The organism is Congregibacter litoralis KT71, assembly GCF_000153125.2.
Lineage (GTDB): Bacteria > Pseudomonadota > Gammaproteobacteria > Pseudomonadales > Halieaceae > Congregibacter > Congregibacter litoralis.
The window spans coordinates 1,358,928-1,374,854 of the sequence record NZ_CM002299.1; the positions used below are offsets into that span (position 1 = coordinate 1,358,928).

Sequence of the window (15,927 nt, forward strand, 5' to 3'; positions counted from 1 at the left end):
CATGCGCCATGCCACGAGGTTCCCATGCGCGGTACAATGGCCCCCATGTACGGGTTTTTCTTCCAACGGTTTCTGGCAACGGCGCTGCTTTGCGCGGGTGCGCTCCTGGGCAGCGTGTCTGTACAGGCAGAAATCGTAGAGAACATCTATAGCGCGCGGCTCACGGTGGAGGGTCGCGATGCCCGGTCCCTTGCGGCGGCGCGCAAAGCGGGACTGGCCGAGGTCATCATCAAAGCGTCAGGAAACCCTCAGGCTGTCGAGCGGACGCCGGTAGTTCAGGCGCTGGACGATGCCCAGGGATATCTCCTCGGCTATAGCTATGAGGAGGGCGTCGATAACGCCCTGGTTCTTCGCCTCGAGTACGACGAACAGGCGGTGCAGAGGCTGCTTGCCGAGGCAGACCTGCGTTTGTGGACCGCAAACCGGCCCCTGGTGCTGACCTGGCTGGTGATTAGCGATGAGCGGGGGCGTCGTTTCGCGTCCCTGGAGGCTGCGCCGTCCGTAGACGCGATGCTCAAAGAGAGCTTCGCGCGTCGCGGTGTGCCATTGCAGACGCCTCTATACGATCTTTCGGATACGTCGACGATTACCCTGGGCGAGGCCTGGCGTCAGTCCTCCGTGGCCCTCATTGATGCATCGGACCGCTATGGGGACGCCGAATTGTTGGCGGGTCGCGTGGCCCGGTTGTCCGATGGCAGTTGGGTCGGTGACTGGCGCTATCTCGATAACGGTCGCTGGACGAGTCGTTCCACCGTCGCGGCTAATCTGGAGGCTTTCACCAATGCCGGGGCAGAGCTGGTAGCGGCGACTCTGGCAGAACAATACGGCGTGAAGATCGGTGCTGACCGGGATGACCGGTACAGGATTGTGCTTCGGGGGATCCGTTCTTTTGCGGATTACAAGGTCGTGCAGGAGAGCCTCGGCAATCTTGAGGCGGTGCGGGCGGTGGTGCCCGAGAGTCTCCTGGGAGATCAGGTGAGCGTCCGGGTTGAAGCAGAAACCGATGTGCAGCAGCTGGCAAAAATTATTGAACTGGACGCACGTTTTGTTGCCCTGCCACGAGAGCCGGGGCAGGACGCGCTTTTTTATGAGTGGATTCCATGAGTGACTCCGGCCCTGATCTAGAGGTCAAAGCCGAAATCCCCGTCAACCGCTGGCCCCTGGTGTTCGCTGTGTTTGCGGCGATGGCGGTGCTCTTTTACATTCTCGAGCCGATTCTGCTGCCCTTTGTGCTCGGCGCATTGACGGGCTATCTGGGAGATCCCCTGGTTGATCGGGTTGAGGAGCGCGGTGGCAGTCGGACCTTCGGCGTGATTTTAGTGTTCCTGTTCTTTACAACGCTGTCTCTGGTCGCCTTGTTTTTCGCCGTGCCGGTACTGCTGCAGCAACTCGATGGGCTTATCGGACGCATCCCCGTGCTCTACGCCTGGCTCCGGGACGTTGCCGTGCCCTGGCTTCAGTCGCGGACGCTGGTCACGGGGGCCAACCTTCCCCAGATTGACTGGTCTGCTCAGTTGCTCGAGAACTGGCAGTCCCTGGGTAAAGTGACGGCCACCACGATTTCCCGCATCACCGGTTCGGGCCTGGGGCTGCTTCTGGGTATGGCGAACATCGCTCTCGTGCCCGTGGTGGCCTTTTATCTGATGCGGGATTGGGACGATATCGCAGAGCGGATTCTGCATCTCATGCCCAAAGCCTGGCAGGCGGGAACCCAGCAAATGGTCCGGGAAGCCGATGAGGTGGTGGGCGCTTTTCTTCGGGGTCAGTTTATTGTCATGTGCGCCCTCGGTGCCCTCTACGCCGCAGGTCTTTATCTCGCGGGGATCGAGCTTGCCTTGCTCCTGGGTCTGATTGCCGGTTTGGCAAGCATCGTGCCGTACCTCGGTTTTATCGTAGGCATTACCGCGTCCCTCATTGCGGCCTGGCTACAGTTTCACGAGCCCCTGCCTTTGCTCTATGTGGCGGCGGTTTTCGGTGTCGGGCAGCTCATCGAGAGCATGGTGCTCACGCCTGTTCTCGTGGGGGATCGTATCGGACTCCATCCGGTGATGGTGATTTTTGCCTTGATGGCCGGTGGTCAGCTCGCGGGCTTTGTCGGTGTGGTTGTCGCTTTACCGGTGGCAGCGGTCATCAAGGTTTTTGCAAGTCATGCACTGGTGCACTACCGCAATAGCTCCCTTTATACGGATCCTGATGAGGATAGCGGCCAAGACAGCAATCACGGCGATCGGGAGTTCGACGGGGATGCCTGAGCTTATCGCTGCCGAGGAGCAGTCCCCTCAGCTGGCATTGAAAATCGGTCTTCGGGACGAGGCGACCTTTGAGAATTTCTGCCCCCGGCCATCCCTCGCCGCCGTGCTCGACAGCATGACGCGACCTGCTGCAGAGCCCCTGCAGTTTTTGCACGGGGCCGCGGGAGAGGGCAAAAGTCATCTTCTGCAGGCCCTTTGCCACGCGACGGCGGGGGCGCTGTATTTGCCCCTCGCTGAGCTGCGCGGTGCCCATCCCGGGGCGCTTTTGGAGAATCTGGAGACGGCGGCGCTTCTGGCGCTGGATAACCTTGAACATATTGCCGGTGATGGCGAGTGGGAGGAGGCCCTGTTTCACCTCATGAATCGCGCCCGGGCCGCGCAATGTCCCCTTTGGGTGGCTGCGCGAAGCCCGGCGATGGATCTGGGGATTGAGCTACCAGATCTCCGTTCCCGTTTGGGCGGGGGCGTCACCTGGGCGATGACACCTGCCAATGATGAGGAAATGCGGCGGATTCTACAGTTTCGCGCTGAGCGCCGAGGGTTGGCGATGCCCGATGCTGTGGCCAGCTATCTCTGCGCGCGGGAAACGCGTGCTCTGGGTGATCTTATGGACACCCTCAATCGCCTGGACAACGCGTCTCTGCAGCGACAGCGCCCTCTGACGGTACCCCTGGTCAGGGAGGTCATGGGCTGGTAGCCCGGCTTTGTTCCTAGCCCTGGGTTTGCAGGGGCAGGGAGGTGCTGTTCTTGATTTCCGTCACCGCCATATGCGAGTGAAGCTCCCGAAGATCCGGATTCGTACTCAGGGTCTCCCGGACGAACTGCTCGTAGTGGCGCACGTCCCGGGTAACGATTTTCAGCAGATAGTCCCAAATCCCCGTCATGGTGTAGCACTCGATCACTTCGGGATAGCGGATGATGTCTTCCTCAAAGCTGATGAGATTCTGTCGCCCTGTTGCCGTGAGGTTTACCGTGGCAAATACCACGACGTCCATGCCCAGGGCCTGACGATCCAGGAGTGCCACGCGTTCGCGGATTAAACCCCGCTCCTCCAGGCGGCTGATGCGCCGCCAGCAGGGTGACTGGGAGAGGTTGACCCGCTCCGCGATGGCGGCGGTGCTCAAACTGCAGTCGCCCTGAAGGAGGTCGAGAATCGCTAAGTCTGTGCTGTCGAGCTTTTCTGACATGGTTATGCGTGAGTGACGTTAGAAGTGTATATTTTATCTATTTTTAGGGTGAGGTTACAGGTAAATAGCATAGTAAATTCTTCTGTCTGCTTTAAAATTTTCCTGCCTTCATAAAAGGGAAATAACATGGCGGATGAAGTCGGTGGACGCGTCGTACGCGGCAGAGCTGAGGTCAGTCTGGACGACAAATACTCCCTGGAGATTGATCGTGCCTACATGACGGGCATCGAAGCCCTTGTTCGTCTACCCATGCTCCAGCATCAGCGCGACCAGCAGCGGGGCCTGAACACGGCAGCCTTTGTTTCCGGTTATCGCGGCTCGCCCCTGGGGGGTGTAGACCAGGCGTTCTGGAAGGCCCGCAAATGGCTGGAACCTCATAACGTGCACTTTCAGCCGGGCATCAACGAAGAACTGGCAGCCACTGCCGTATGGGGAAGCCAGCAGACCAATCTGTTTTCGGGCGCTCGCTACGATGGCGTGTTCTCCATGTGGTACGGCAAGGGGCCGGGCGTTGACCGCAGCATGGATGTGTTCAAACACGCCAACGCGGCGGGCACCTCGGAATTTGGTGGGGTTCTGGCGGTAGCGGGAGACGATCACGCCTGCAAATCCTCCACGCTGCCCCATCAGTCCGAGCACGATTTCATCGCCGCTTCTATTCCCGTGCTGAGCCCATCGAACGTGCAGGAGGTGCTGGATCTCGGCGTCTACGGCTGGGAACTGTCCCGTTATTCCGGGTGCTGGGTGGCCCTCAAAGCGATCACTGAGAACATGGATTCTGCGATCTCGGCAGACCTCGACGCCTCGCGCATTCAGGTCGCCATCCCCGAGGGTTTTCAGCTGCCCGAGGGAGGCGTGCACGCCCGGTGGCCAGATCAGCCCATGGAGCAGGAGGAGCGTCTTAACCGTTACAAAATCTACGCGGCGCGGGAATTTGCCCGTGTCAATGGTTTGAACAAGGTCGTCCTCGATAGCCCCAAGGCCCGCTTCGGCATTATTACCTCCGGAAAAGCCTATCTCGATGTGATGCAGGCCCTTGATGATATGGGTATCAGTGCGGGCGTCGCAGCCGAGATCGGTTTGCGTGTTTACAAGGTCGGTATGCCCTGGCCGCTGGAGCCTCAGACGACCCATGAGTTCGCCGACGGGCTCGAAGAAATTCTGGTGGTCGAGGAGAAGCGGTCGATTATCGAAGATCAGTTGACGGGGCAGCTTTACAATTACCCCGTGGCCGCCAGGCCCCGGGTGATTGGTGAATTTGATGAGACCGGCAGGGATCTATTGCCGAATCTCGGCGAGCTCACGCCGGCAAAGGTCGCCCTGGCCATCGCCGCGCGCATCCGCCGTTTTTACCAGTCTGAACTGATGGATGAACGGATCCGCTGGATCGAGAGTAAGGAGCTGTCCCTGGCACGGCCCGCGGAAGTGGCAGAGCGCGTTCCCCATTTTTGCTCCGGCTGTCCCCACAACACCTCGACGAAACTGCCGGATGGCAGCCGCGCCATGGGAGGCATCGGGTGTCACTACATGGCCACCTGGATGCCTGACCGCCCGACGCTGACCTTTACGCAAATGGGGGGCGAAGGCGTGACGTGGATTGGCCAGGCGCCCTTCACGGAAACGGAACACGTTTTCCAGAATCTGGGGGATGGCACCTACTTCCATTCAGGTATTCTGGCCGTGCGCGCCGCCGTCGCTTCCAAGGTCAATATCACCTACAAGATTCTTTACAACGACGCCGTAGCGATGACCGGTGGCCAGCCCATCGATGGCTCCCTGTCCATTCCCGATCTCCTGAAGCAGCTTCAGGGCGAGGGAGTGCGGCGTATTGCTCTTGTGAGCGACGAGCCGGATCAGTGGCGGGGTCACCTGCCCTCCGTGGGAGGCCTGAGCCTTCATCACCGTGACGACATGGACGCCTTGCAGCGCGAATTGCGCGAGACGAAAGGCACCTCCGTGATCGTGTATCAGCAAACCTGTGCAGCGGAGAAGCGCCGTCGTCGCAAGAAAGGCAGTGCCGTGGACCCGGCAAAGCGTTTGTTTATCAACGATGCCGTGTGCGAGGGCTGCGGTGACTGCTCCGTCAAATCCAATTGTCTGTCCATCGTTCCCAAGGAAACGGAGCTGGGGCGCAAGCGTCAGATCGATCAGAGTGCCTGCAACAAAGATTACAGCTGCAACCGGGGGTTCTGCCCCAGTTTTGTAACGGTGACCGGCGGCGGGTTGCGCAAACCCCGACGTGTGGACACCGCGCAGACCATCTTTGACCCCCTGCCTGAGCCCCAGCTTCCCAATCTGGATGAGCGGCCCTGGAACACCGTTGTGACCGGCGTCGGTGGCACCGGCGTACTGACGATTACCTCTCTTGTGGCCATGGCCGCACACATTGAAGGTAAAGGCTGCGCCACCCTCAACCAGACAGGCCTGGCCCAGAAGTTTGGCGCCGTGGTGTCCCACGTGCGGGTCTCCAATGCCCAGGATGACATCATGGCGGTGCGGATCCCTGCCGGCGAAGCGGATTTGCTCCTGGGTTGCGATCTGGTGGTAACCACAACCTATGAGGCCCTGGGCAAAGCCGCGCACGGGCGCACCCATGCGGTGGTTAACGACGCCGAGGTGCCCACCGCCAGCTTTATTCTCAATCCTGACGCCCGCTTCCCGACGGACACCATGAAGCAGCGCGTGCTGGAGGAAGTGGGCGACAGCGATTGCCATTTTCTCGACTCCAGTCGCATTGCCACCACACTCATGGGCGACACGATTGCAAGCAATCTGTTTCTTCTGGGCTATGCCTGGCAGCGGGGTTTGGTGCCGGTGTCCGCGGCGTCTCTGGAAAAAGCCATTGAGCTCAATGGCGTGGCCGTCGACTTTAACAAGCAGGCTTTCCTCTATGGGCGTCGCTATGCCAACCGCCCCGATCAGGTGCTTGCCCTCTTACCTGAGGCAAAGTCCGTCGCTCCCCTGTCCACTGCGGAACTCATTGAAGATCGCGCGACCCGTCTCGTGGCGTATCAGGACGAGCCCTACGCCCGGCGCTACCGCGAAATCATCGCTGCCCTGGAGGTCGTCGATGAGCGCTCCGGGGAATCCGACTCCCTCACCGCAACCGCCGCGCGATCGCTGTTTAAGCTTATGGCCTACAAGGATGAGTACGAAGTGGCGCGCCTTTACAGCGACCCTGCGTTCCTGAAGAAGATAGAAGCCCGCTTCGAAGGGGATTACGAGCTGACTTTCAATCTGGCGCCTCCGCTGTTCAGCAAGCGCGATCCCCATACGGGAGAGCTCAAGAAAAAGGAATTTGGTTCCTGGATGCTCAATGCATTCCGCTTGCTGGCACCCCTGCGACGCCTTCGGGGCACCGCGTTTGACCTCTTTGCCTACACCGCAGAGCGTCGTCAGGAGCGCCAGGACATCGAAGACTACCAATCCCTTCTCGCAAAGCTGCATTCACATGTATCCGCTGCAAGCTCCGATACCGAGTACGCGCTGTTGCGAGAACTCCTCGCGCTACCCCAGCAACTTCGAGGTTTTGGCCATGTAAAAGACCGCAATCGCGATCAGCTTGCGGTACGGCAGTCCAGTCTGCTGGCGCGCCTTGAAGGAAAGGAAGAGGTCGTTCAGATCGTCGAGGCGGCTTGAAGGCCGCCCCGTGATACGCATGGATTCTAATAACAGAGATTAATGAAATGACCGTATTTACAGCTCCCTCGTTTGATGACCATGAGAAGGTTGTGTTCGCTGCAGATCGCGCAAGCGGTCTCCGGGCAATTATCGCTGTGCACGACACCCGTCTGGGCGCCGCCGTGGGCGGTTGTCGAATGTTTCCCTACGGGTCCGACGATGAAGCCCTCGATGATGTCTTGCGTCTATCCCGGGGCATGACCTACAAGTCGGCGCTGGCGGGCTTGCCCCTGGGTGGCGGCAAGTCCGTGATCATTGGCGATCCCGCACAGGACAAAACGCCGGCCCTGTGGCGCGCCATGGCAGAGTTCATCGAAAGTCTGGGGGGGCGCTACGTGGCGGCGGAGGACTCGGGCACGGCCGTGGCCGATCTTCGCGCCATGAGTCAACACACGAGTTTTGTCAGTGGCTTTGCGGCGACTGAGCATGGGGGCGATCCATCGCCCAGCACGGCTCTGGGGGTTTATGTAGCTATTCGTCGGGCCCTTGCCCACCGCCTGGGCGCCAGCGATCTCCAGGGCGTGCGCGTTGCGGTGCAGGGCTTGGGCCATGTGGGTTACGCCCTGGCGGAGCTGCTGGTTAAAGCCGGTGCCCGGGTGCTGGCTTCGGACATCAACGGGGCAAACATCGCCCGCGCGGAGTCAGAACTTGGCGTGACCGCGGTGGCAGCCGATGACATTCTGTTTGCAGACGTTGACGTTGTTGCGCCCTGTGCCCTTGGGGGTGCCCTCAACGTGGATAGCATCGCAAAATTGCGCGCAGGTATCGTTGCCGGTGCTGCAAACAATCAGCTTCGAGACCGGGCGGACGGTGCCCGGCTCGCGGACCGCGGGATTCTCTACTGTCCGGATTTTCTCATTAACGCCGGTGGCATCATCGATGTGCACTACCAGCGAAGTGGCCTGGACAGAAGTGCCTTGCCATCCCATATCGAAAGCATCGGCGATCGCCTCGGGGAAGTTCTCGAGCGGGCAGATCAATGTCATCAGCCCACGGTAGATATCGCTGAAACGCTTGCCGAGGAACTTCTGGACTGCGTTAACCCTCGGGGGGAGGGGCTGCTTAACGTCGCCTGATCTGGCTATTCAGTTTGGCGACGTTCCTGCGGGTGCCGCCTGGGCATGCTCCGCCGCGGCATAGCTACCCTCCTCGAGGTGCAGATACCGGCGCAGGTAGTGCACGGCAACGTAGAAGGGGCCGGTATCGAGGAGCGCCACGCAGGCTTTGAACAGATAATTGCTGCCCACCAATATCGCCAGGGCTTTCGTGGTGACATCCCCGCGAAGAAATGCCGCGCCAAAGGTGACCGTAACCACCATCACGGAGTCGACCATCTGGCTCATTAATGTGCTGAAGTTGTTACGAATCCAAAGATGCTTCCCTTTCGTGACACGCTTCCAGAAATGAAAGAGCTGCACATCGCAGTACTGCGCCGCAATGTAGGCGAGCATCGATGCAAAAACGGCTCCGGAGGTTGTGGCGTAAATCAGCTGGTAGAGGCCGATGCTGCTTTCCACCACATCGCCGTTGGGCAGGGCGACCGGCGCTGCCAAATGGATGATCTGCCACGGGGGCATGGCATCTGCGGGTACCGAGGGAATGCTGTTGCCGAGGAACAGTACAAAGAGAATCAGAAAGTTCAGGCCCAGGCCGACGCTGACGAGAAAGTTTGCCCGGGCCTTGCCGTAGAGCTCGCAGATCAGGTCGGTGCACAGAAAGGTCAGGGGGTAGGGCAGCACGCCCACGGCCAGGGCCATGGGGCCGAGCTGTACAAAGCGCGTGATGCCAATGACATTCAAAAGCGTCATGGCGCAGAGAAAGGTACCGGCCAAGACCAGAAATACCCGCTCGCGGCGCTCCTGGAGCTGGGGTGGACTCATCAGTTTTCCCGCTGCCCCAGATTCGCGTGCAGCACGGAGCCGTTGATCACAGGGTTTCGGTGCGCCCAAAGGAGGACCGCCGATATTTCCTCGGGCTCAATGAGCCGCCCGAAGCTGTTCATGCCCCCGATCTGCTGAAGCAGAGCCTCGTCATTGCCTAGATGGTTGCGAAGCATTTCCGTGTCCGTGAAGCCCGGGCAGACCATGGCCGTGTGTATGCCCGAACCCATGAGATCCTGGCAGGTGGACCGCATCATACCCAGTTGGGCGTGCTTGGAGACGACGTAGCTAAAGGTATTGGGCACGGCTTTCTCGGCGAGGGTGGATCCCACATACAGAACACTGCTCCCGGGGCCCATGCCGGGGAGGAGGGCGCGGGTAAGTCGGTTAACGGCGATGACGTTGGTCTCCATGACTGCTCGAAGACTGTCGTCCGCGCAGTTGTCCGCGCTGTCCTTGCGCATTTGACTGGCGTTGTGGATGAGACTGATTTCGGACAGCCCGGAGATACGGCTCAGGAGTGCATCGATGACATCGCCAATGCTGTCAGGATCCGCCAGATCACAGGGCATATTGTGCACGCCGGGGACCTTGCATGCGCGGCGGGACAGATTCACGACTTCATAACCACCGTCCTGAAATGTCCGGGCGGTGGCTTCGCCGATGCCGACGCTCGCCCCGGTTATGATCGCAATGGTCATGCTATTCTCCCTAGGAATGTGTTGTTGGTGCGTTGACGGAAAAACGACAGAATACGCGAAGAATACGTGATAAGAGAGAGTTTGGATGGAACGCCTTGCAACACTTTATATCGACAAAGAAAGCCATAAGTTTTCTGCAGCGCATTACACGATTTTTTCGGCAACGGAACGAGAAAGGCTCCATGGGCACAACTTCTCAGTGTCTGCCATGATTGCTGCTCCCATGGGAGATAACGGCTTTGCCGCCGATTACAACGTTTACAAACGCCGCATAAAAGGGCTCTGCGACGAACTCGATGAATACATGGTGCTGCCCGGGCATTCTCCTTATCAGTCCGTTGTGGAAGACGGCGATAACTACCGGGTGAGTTTCAATGGCGAAGACATGTGGTTCCTGCGCTCCGACACCCTTGTGCTACCCATCGTTAACTCCACCGTGGAGGAGTTCGCGCATTACCTCTTGCGCCGGATGCTGGAAGAGTCTGCGGGAGAGGCCCTGGCGGAGTTGGAAATCTGCGTAGCCTCGGGTCCGGGTCAGAAAGGCAGTGCCCGCTGGTCGGCAATGGATGAGGGCATCGCCTGAGCGATAGCATGGGTAACAAAATGGTGAAGCAATGAAAAAAGTAGAAATACAGTCAGTGGGTGGTCCCGAGGTACTCCGCCTCGTCGATGCGGAGCTGGAGGCGCCGGGACCCGGCATGGTGCGGGTCGCGAATCGCGCCATCGGCCTGAATTACATCGATACCTATCATCGCAGTGGTCTTTACCCCTTACCACTTCCTACGGGCATCGGTCTTGAGGGCGCGGGCGTCGTGGAGGCCATTGGCGACGGTGTGGACCTGGCCGTGGGCGATCGCGTTGCCTATTGCGCCGCAGGTTTTGGCGCCTACAGCGAGGCGATCAATCTTCCGGCGGAGCGCCTGGTGGCGATACCCGAGGGTATCGATTTTGATACCGCCGCTGCGGTGCTTTTAAAAGGCGCGACGGTGGAGTATCTGATTCAGCGCACCTATGCCTTGACGGCCGGTGAGCAGACTCTTTTCCCCGCGGCGGCGGGCGGTGTGGGTTTGATTTTTGGTCAATGGGCTGCGGCCCTGGGTGCCGAGCTTATCGGCACCGTCAGTAGCGAGGCTAAGCGCGAGCTGGCTCTGGCGAATGGCTATACGCACTGTTTTTTGAGTGATGAGCCGGATCTCGTCGCCAAAGTGCGGGAAATCACCGGCGGTAAAATGCTCCCTGTCGTCTATGACGGTGTGGGTGCTGCCACGTTCACCGACTCCCTGGACTGTCTCGCGCCCCGGGGTCTGATGGTGAGTTTCGGTAACGCCTCGGGGAGTCCGCCGCCTTTTGATTTGCAGCAGCTTGCTGCGCGCGGTTCCCTGTACATCACCCGGCCGAGTCTCATGGCCTATGTGGCAAGCAAAGAGGAAATGCGTGCCAGCGCGGCGGCGGTTTTTGATCGGGTCCTGGACGGGCGTATCAAGGTGACCATCGCCCAGCGTTACCCCCTGGCAGAGGTACAGCGCGCCCACGCGGAACTGGAAGCGCGTCGCACCGTGGGGTCCTCGCTACTCTTGCCCTGAGTCCTGCCCGGTACTCATCGCTTCGGTGTCCGCGATGCCCGCTGCGGCCAGCAGGGACGCCTCGGTCTGAGGGCCTACAAGCACTGTGGTTAGCGTCCCCTGGGGATCAATCACCAGGGTCGTGGGCAGAACCTGCGGTCGTTCAACGCCGAAGCGTGCGGCGGGGTCAGCATCCAGGGTGGGAAACTGCACGTTAAGGCTTTCGAGTTGCGTCTGAAGGTCCTCGCCCACAGCACCGTCGTAATTAACGCCCAATACGCGGATACCTTCCCTGCTATGGAGAAGATTGAGTTCCGGCACTTCCTTGATGCAGGGCTTGCACCACTTTGCCCAGTAGTTGATGAAGGTCCACTCGCCCTTGCTGTCCAGACTGCGGGGGTCGACGGTTTGTTCGCAGGCGCTAAGGCAGGTAAGCGCGGTGCAGGCCAGGAGCGCGATGAGCGTCATGCGCTGCGGGGACGGTTTTTTACTTTGCTTCATGGTGTTATTGCTCAAATAGTGTCGCCAAGGGGATGTCCATGTGTTCTCGGATGCCCTGCTGCTGCTCCTGAAGAAGGCCAAGGGCCCGTTGCTCCCAGCTGGGCATGCTATCCCGGGATTCAATGGCAAGCTCGCCTTCGCTATCCAGCCATTCCTGAAGTTGCCAGAGGGGCACCGTGTGGAGGTCTCTTGCGAGAAGGAAGTGACCCCGTTCGTCTTTGGCGATGACGCGGTGATTGAGAAAGCAGTCTCGGAGCTGTTGCCAGCTTTCCGCATCCACGGACAACTTCCGCCCCTTCAGGAGCTCCAGCTCTCGGAGGGGCAGGCCCTCGGATTGCCGTCGCCAGAGGGTTTCCAGAACTTCAAGCCCTTTCATTAGCAGGGGGCGCCGTGATTGCGCCTCGCTCTGATAGGCCGACAGGCTATGCACGACGATTGCGGCAATTAGAACGATGTTCCAGGAGATGTAGATCCACAGGAGAAACAGCGGAACAGCGGCAAAGGCGCCATAAATGAAGGTGATGCTTGAGCCCGCGACCAGCTTTGTAAACAGTGCCCGGGCGATGTTAAAGCTTGTCGCCGCAATGACGCCGCCCACAAAAGCATGTTTTACCGGGACGCGGCAGTTGGGTACCGCTGCGTAAATCAGGGTGAATCCGAGAATTTGAAGGAAATAGGGCAGCATCCGCAGAAGCAGGCCGCCGATCCCGATGATGTCCCACTCCTCCAGACGACCCGCAAAGGAGGTCAGAAACGTGCTGACGCCAAGCCCCAAACCGATGGTCACAGGAGCGAGGGAAAGAATGGCCCAGTACAGTAAAAAGCTGGACACGGTGCCGCGGTTGTCCCGGGTGCGCCAGATCAGATTGAAGGCCTGCTCGATGTTCCGCAGCATCAGGACAGCGGTAACGATCAGAAACGCAATACCGAAGCCCGTGAGGTTCTTGGCCTGGCGGGAAAAATCCGACAGGTATTCCTCAATGCCTGCCGATGTCTCGGGTACCAGGTTGTCGAACAGTAAACTCTGAATGTTCGACTCCAGTCCCTGAAACGCCGGGACCGCCGAGGCCATGGTGTAGAGCACGGTCATCAGAGGCACGAGGGCAAAGAGCGACATATAGGTCAGCGCCGCGGAGGTGTCACGGCAGCGGTCTGATTTATAGCGGCTGGCCAGATAGAGCGCCCGGCGCTGCAATTTGGGCAGTTTGTTCATGAGGTTTTCCATGGCTGGATTATCGCAGAAAGCGCTGCGGGGAAGTATGGGCGGGGTCCTCACCCTCACTTTGCTATACTCGGTGGCCGTATAAATCTGCAGTACGACGCCACCCATGTCCCAATCTCCCTACGTTTTAGTTCTTTTTTACAGCCGCCAGGGCAGCACGGAGGCGATGGCCCGCATGGTGGCCCGCGGGGTGAGTAGCGTGACGGGTTTTGAAGCGAGACTGCGCACGGTGCCACCCGTGTCCGCCGAGACGGAGCAGAGCGCAGATCCCGTGCCTGAGGACGGACCCTTGTATTGCAGCATTGATGACCTCCGCCACTGCGCGGGGCTGGTGATGGGCTCTCCCACGCGGTTCGGGAACATGGCGGCGCCCCTGAAGTATTTTGTGGATCAGACATCGGATCTCTGGCTCAGCGGTGCGATGATTGATAAGCCGGCGGCGGTGTTTACTTCCACCGCCAGTCTTCACGGCGGACAGGAGAGCACCTTGTTATCCATGCAGTTGCCACTGCTTCATCACGGCATGTTGGTCATGGGACTGCCCTACAGCGAGGCGGGCCTGATGACCACTGATTCCGGTGGAACACCCTATGGTGCAACGCACTGGTCCGGCGCTGATGGCAGTCGGGCCATAGATGATACCGAGCTCCAGCTCTGCCGTGCTCTGGGACGACGAGTGGCTCAAACCTGCGCGCGTCTCTCATGAGTGCGAACCCTCCTTCCCGCGGGACCGTGGTGCAATGGATCTGGTTGGGTACCTGGGCTGCTCTGTTGCTGCTGTTAAGCACCCAGGTTGTCGATGCCTGGCAGCGATCCGTACCGGCTTTTCTGTTATTTTTCTGGTTTGCGCCGCTGCTGATACTCATTCCCGGCATGGTGCGCGATGGCATGCGGAGCTACACCTGGCTGGCGTTTATCAGCCTCATGTATTTCGTCTTCGCGACCCTGCGGATCTTTGCCGAGCCTGACAGTGGGCGGGCCCAGGCGGAACTCTTTGCCGTTATTTTGCTGTTCCTGTGCTCTATGTTTTATGTGCGCCAACGTTCCCGGGAGCTCCAGGCGTCACGGGATGCGGGCTCCGACTCCGAGGTTTAGCGTCTCTTGATTAAACGAATTTTTCTCGCTTTGTGGCGGGGTCTCACGATACTCCGCCTGGCTCTGGCCAATCTGATTTTCATCGTCTTGCTGGTGGTGCTGTGGATGAGCTTCAGTGGCTCCCCTGAACCCCTGCCCCAGCGGGCCGCCCTGGTGCTGGATCCCACGGGGCGTGTGGTAGACGAGCGCAGCCAGATTGAAGCGGCCAGTCTGCTTTTTGAGCAGCCCGCGGCGAGCCGGGAAACGCTGCTCACGGATCTCATCGACAGCGTTGAACTGGCCAGATCGGATGATCGCATCGCGGCCCTGGTGCTCAAGCTGGGGGGCTTGGTATCCATCGGGCAGAGTAAGACGACGGAGCTGGCAGAGGCCATCGCCCGTTTTCGGGAGACGGGCAAGCCGGTGATTGCAGTAGGCGATTACTTTACCCAGGATCAATATCGCCTCGCCGTGGAAGCCGATACGTTGCTCATGCATCCCTTCGGTGCGGTAGCTCTGGAGGGCTTCAGTTTTTACACCAACTATTTTGCCGACGCATTGGACAAGCTCTCCGTGACCATGCACGTGTTTCGCGCCGGGGATTACAAATCCATTGCGGAGCCTCTGTTACGCAATGACATGTCGCCCGGTGAGCGCCAGATCACCCGGGAGTGGCTGGACGATCTATGGGATGCCTACAGCAGCGCGGTGGAATCCCGCCGCGGCCTGGAGCCGGGAGCAGTTAATGCGCTATTGAATGATTTTCCGGCGCGACTGCGGGCCGTCGACGGCGACGGCGCGCGCCTTGCCCTGGAGGCGGGGCTGGTGGATGAACTGCTGGATCGCTCCCAACAAAACAGTCATCTCGTTTCCCTGGTGGGGGCAACGGACGAGGATGGCAGCTTTCAGGGCGTGTCCTTCTCGCGCTACGTGACGCGGATGCGACCTTCACGGGCGGCGTCGGATCTACCCAAGGTGGCGGTAGTGACAGCCCAGGGAAACATGCTGCCGGGGGATCAGCCGCCGGGCACCATTGGCTCGGGCAGCCTCTCCCGGCTTCTGAGAAAAACCGCGGAGCGCAAGGGCGTTGAGGCGATAGTTCTCAGGGTAACCACGGGCGGCGGGAGTGTCTTCGCCTCGGAAATCATCCGGGCCGAGATAGAGCGGATTCGAAAAACCGGTATGCCTGTTGTGGTGAGCATGGGCAGTGTTGCGGCGTCGGGGGGGTATTACATCGCCACCGCGGCAGATCGCATTTTCGCAACGCCTACCAGCCTCACGGGGAGCATCGGTGTCTTTGCCGCGTTTCCCACCGTTGAACGTCTTCTGGCAAAGGGGGGAGTGCAAACGGACGGTCTGGGCACCACCGAACTGGCGGGCGCTCTTCGTCCCGACCGGGCCCTCAACCCGGCTCTCGCCGATACGCTGCAGCAGTCCGTGGATCATATTTACCGGCAGTTTCTTGGCTTGGTTTCCGAGAGTCGCTCTATCGATCTGGTGACGCTGGATGCTTTGGCTCAGGGCAGGGTGCTGAGCGCCAGGGATGCCCTGGAGGCTGGACTCATCGATGGCTTAGGGAGTCTGGATGACGCCGCAAAGGAGGCGGCTGCCCTCGCGGGTCTGGACGACGACTATGCCGTGATCAGCATACTGCCCGAGTTTTCCTCCAGTGAGTTGCTATTACAACAGCTGAGCGATCGCATGGGGGCTGGCCGCCTCATGACAATGCCGGGTCTTGCATCGGGGCTCAGTGCCTTACTGGAGCCGGTGCGGCGAAGCGTCGATATGGTCGACAGCTTTGCCGATCCCGGCCATCTCTATATGCGCTGTTTCAGCTGCGATTTGTAATGAAGAAAGCCGCGGTCCT

The 15,927-nt window shown here is 59.7% G+C and carries 15 protein-coding genes; 10 read left to right on the plus strand and 5 right to left on the minus strand.

All coding sequences use genetic code 11. The features are described 5' to 3' along the window. Positions 1-24 precede the first annotated feature (24 nt). From KT71_RS06305 to hda, 3 genes are read left to right on the plus strand one after another with little or no spacing between them, the layout of a single operon-like run. Entirely contained in the window at positions 25-1,104 is a 1,080-nt protein-coding gene (locus KT71_RS06305; RefSeq protein WP_008296284.1) for a DUF2066 domain-containing protein, read from the plus strand. Further along, positions 1,101-2,252, plus strand: coding sequence for an AI-2E family transporter (locus KT71_RS06310; protein ID WP_008296283.1), 1,152 nt, complete (start codon positions 1,101-1,103; stop codon positions 2,250-2,252). Before KT71_RS06305 ends, KT71_RS06310 begins: the two co-directional genes overlap by 4 nt. Beyond that, complete coding sequence (gene hda, locus KT71_RS06315; protein ID WP_008296282.1) at positions 2,245-2,949, plus strand: DnaA regulatory inactivator Hda; 705 nt, start codon at positions 2,245-2,247, stop codon at positions 2,947-2,949. The genes KT71_RS06310 and hda overlap by 8 nt, the downstream gene beginning before the upstream one ends. Before the next feature lie 13 nt (positions 2,950-2,962). On the opposite strand, the gene KT71_RS06320 is transcribed toward hda, so the two are convergent. Further along, on the minus strand, positions 2,963-3,439 hold the full coding sequence (locus KT71_RS06320; protein ID WP_008296281.1) for an Lrp/AsnC family transcriptional regulator: 477 nt from the start codon (positions 3,437-3,439) through the stop codon (positions 2,963-2,965). Between the two features lie 126 nt (positions 3,440-3,565). On the opposite strand from KT71_RS06320, the gene KT71_RS06325 reads away from it, so the two are divergent. Further along, positions 3,566-7,078, plus strand: a complete 3,513-nt coding sequence (locus tag KT71_RS06325) for an indolepyruvate ferredoxin oxidoreductase family protein (protein ID WP_008296280.1) — start codon at positions 3,566-3,568, stop codon at positions 7,076-7,078. A gap of 47 nt (positions 7,079-7,125) precedes the next feature. Further along, a complete protein-coding gene (locus KT71_RS06330; protein WP_008296279.1) occupies positions 7,126-8,196 on the plus strand; it encodes a Glu/Leu/Phe/Val family dehydrogenase in 1,071 nt (356 codons plus the stop codon). Between the two features lie 9 nt (positions 8,197-8,205). Here KT71_RS06330 and KT71_RS06335 read toward each other — a convergent pair whose 3' ends face one another. Both KT71_RS06335 and KT71_RS06340 read right to left on the minus strand, forming a co-directional pair. Beyond that, the gene (locus tag KT71_RS06335; RefSeq protein ID WP_008296278.1) at positions 8,206-9,000 is read right to left on the minus strand and encodes a queuosine precursor transporter; all 795 of its coding nucleotides are present in this window, start codon (positions 8,998-9,000) and stop codon (positions 8,206-8,208) included. After that, on the minus strand, positions 9,000-9,701 hold the full coding sequence (locus KT71_RS06340) for an SDR family NAD(P)-dependent oxidoreductase (protein WP_008296277.1): 702 nt from the start codon (positions 9,699-9,701) through the stop codon (positions 9,000-9,002). Before KT71_RS06340 ends, KT71_RS06335 begins: the two co-directional genes overlap by 1 nt. A gap of 85 nt (positions 9,702-9,786) precedes the next feature. Between KT71_RS06340 and KT71_RS06345 the strand changes: the two genes are divergently transcribed. Then, a complete protein-coding gene (locus tag KT71_RS06345; RefSeq protein ID WP_008296276.1) occupies positions 9,787-10,284 on the plus strand; it encodes a 6-pyruvoyl trahydropterin synthase family protein in 498 nt (165 codons plus the stop codon). A gap of 31 nt (positions 10,285-10,315) precedes the next feature. Beyond that, positions 10,316-11,284, plus strand: a complete 969-nt coding sequence (locus KT71_RS06350) for a quinone oxidoreductase family protein (RefSeq protein WP_008296275.1) — start codon at positions 10,316-10,318, stop codon at positions 11,282-11,284. On the opposite strand, the gene KT71_RS06355 is transcribed toward KT71_RS06350, so the two are convergent. Then, a complete protein-coding gene (locus KT71_RS06355) occupies positions 11,270-11,764 on the minus strand; it encodes a TlpA family protein disulfide reductase (RefSeq protein ID WP_023660425.1) in 495 nt (164 codons plus the stop codon). The two genes, KT71_RS06350 and KT71_RS06355, sit on opposite strands and share 15 nt — an antisense overlap. Before the next feature lie 4 nt (positions 11,765-11,768). Further along, positions 11,769-12,977 (minus strand): YihY family inner membrane protein, encoded by a 1,209-nt coding sequence (locus tag KT71_RS06360; RefSeq protein WP_238549459.1) that lies wholly within the window; start codon positions 12,975-12,977, stop codon positions 11,769-11,771. A 115-nt stretch (positions 12,978-13,092) separates the two neighbouring features. Here KT71_RS06360 and wrbA point away from each other — a divergent pair, with 115 nt between their 5' ends. Genes wrbA through sppA form a run of 3 tightly spaced genes read left to right on the plus strand, consistent with a single transcriptional unit; the run spans position 13,093 to position 15,908 of the window. Then, positions 13,093-13,692: an NAD(P)H:quinone oxidoreductase gene (gene wrbA, locus KT71_RS06365; RefSeq protein WP_008296272.1), complete on the plus strand. Its 600-nt coding sequence runs from the start codon at positions 13,093-13,095 to the stop codon at positions 13,690-13,692. Continuing rightward, a complete protein-coding gene (locus KT71_RS06370; protein WP_008296271.1) occupies positions 13,689-14,081 on the plus strand; it encodes a DUF2069 domain-containing protein in 393 nt (130 codons plus the stop codon). Before wrbA ends, KT71_RS06370 begins: the two co-directional genes overlap by 4 nt. Before the next feature lie 6 nt (positions 14,082-14,087). Then, on the plus strand, positions 14,088-15,908 hold the full coding sequence (gene sppA, locus KT71_RS06375) for a signal peptide peptidase SppA (protein WP_023660427.1): 1,821 nt from the start codon (positions 14,088-14,090) through the stop codon (positions 15,906-15,908). Positions 15,909-15,927 lie beyond the last annotated feature (19 nt).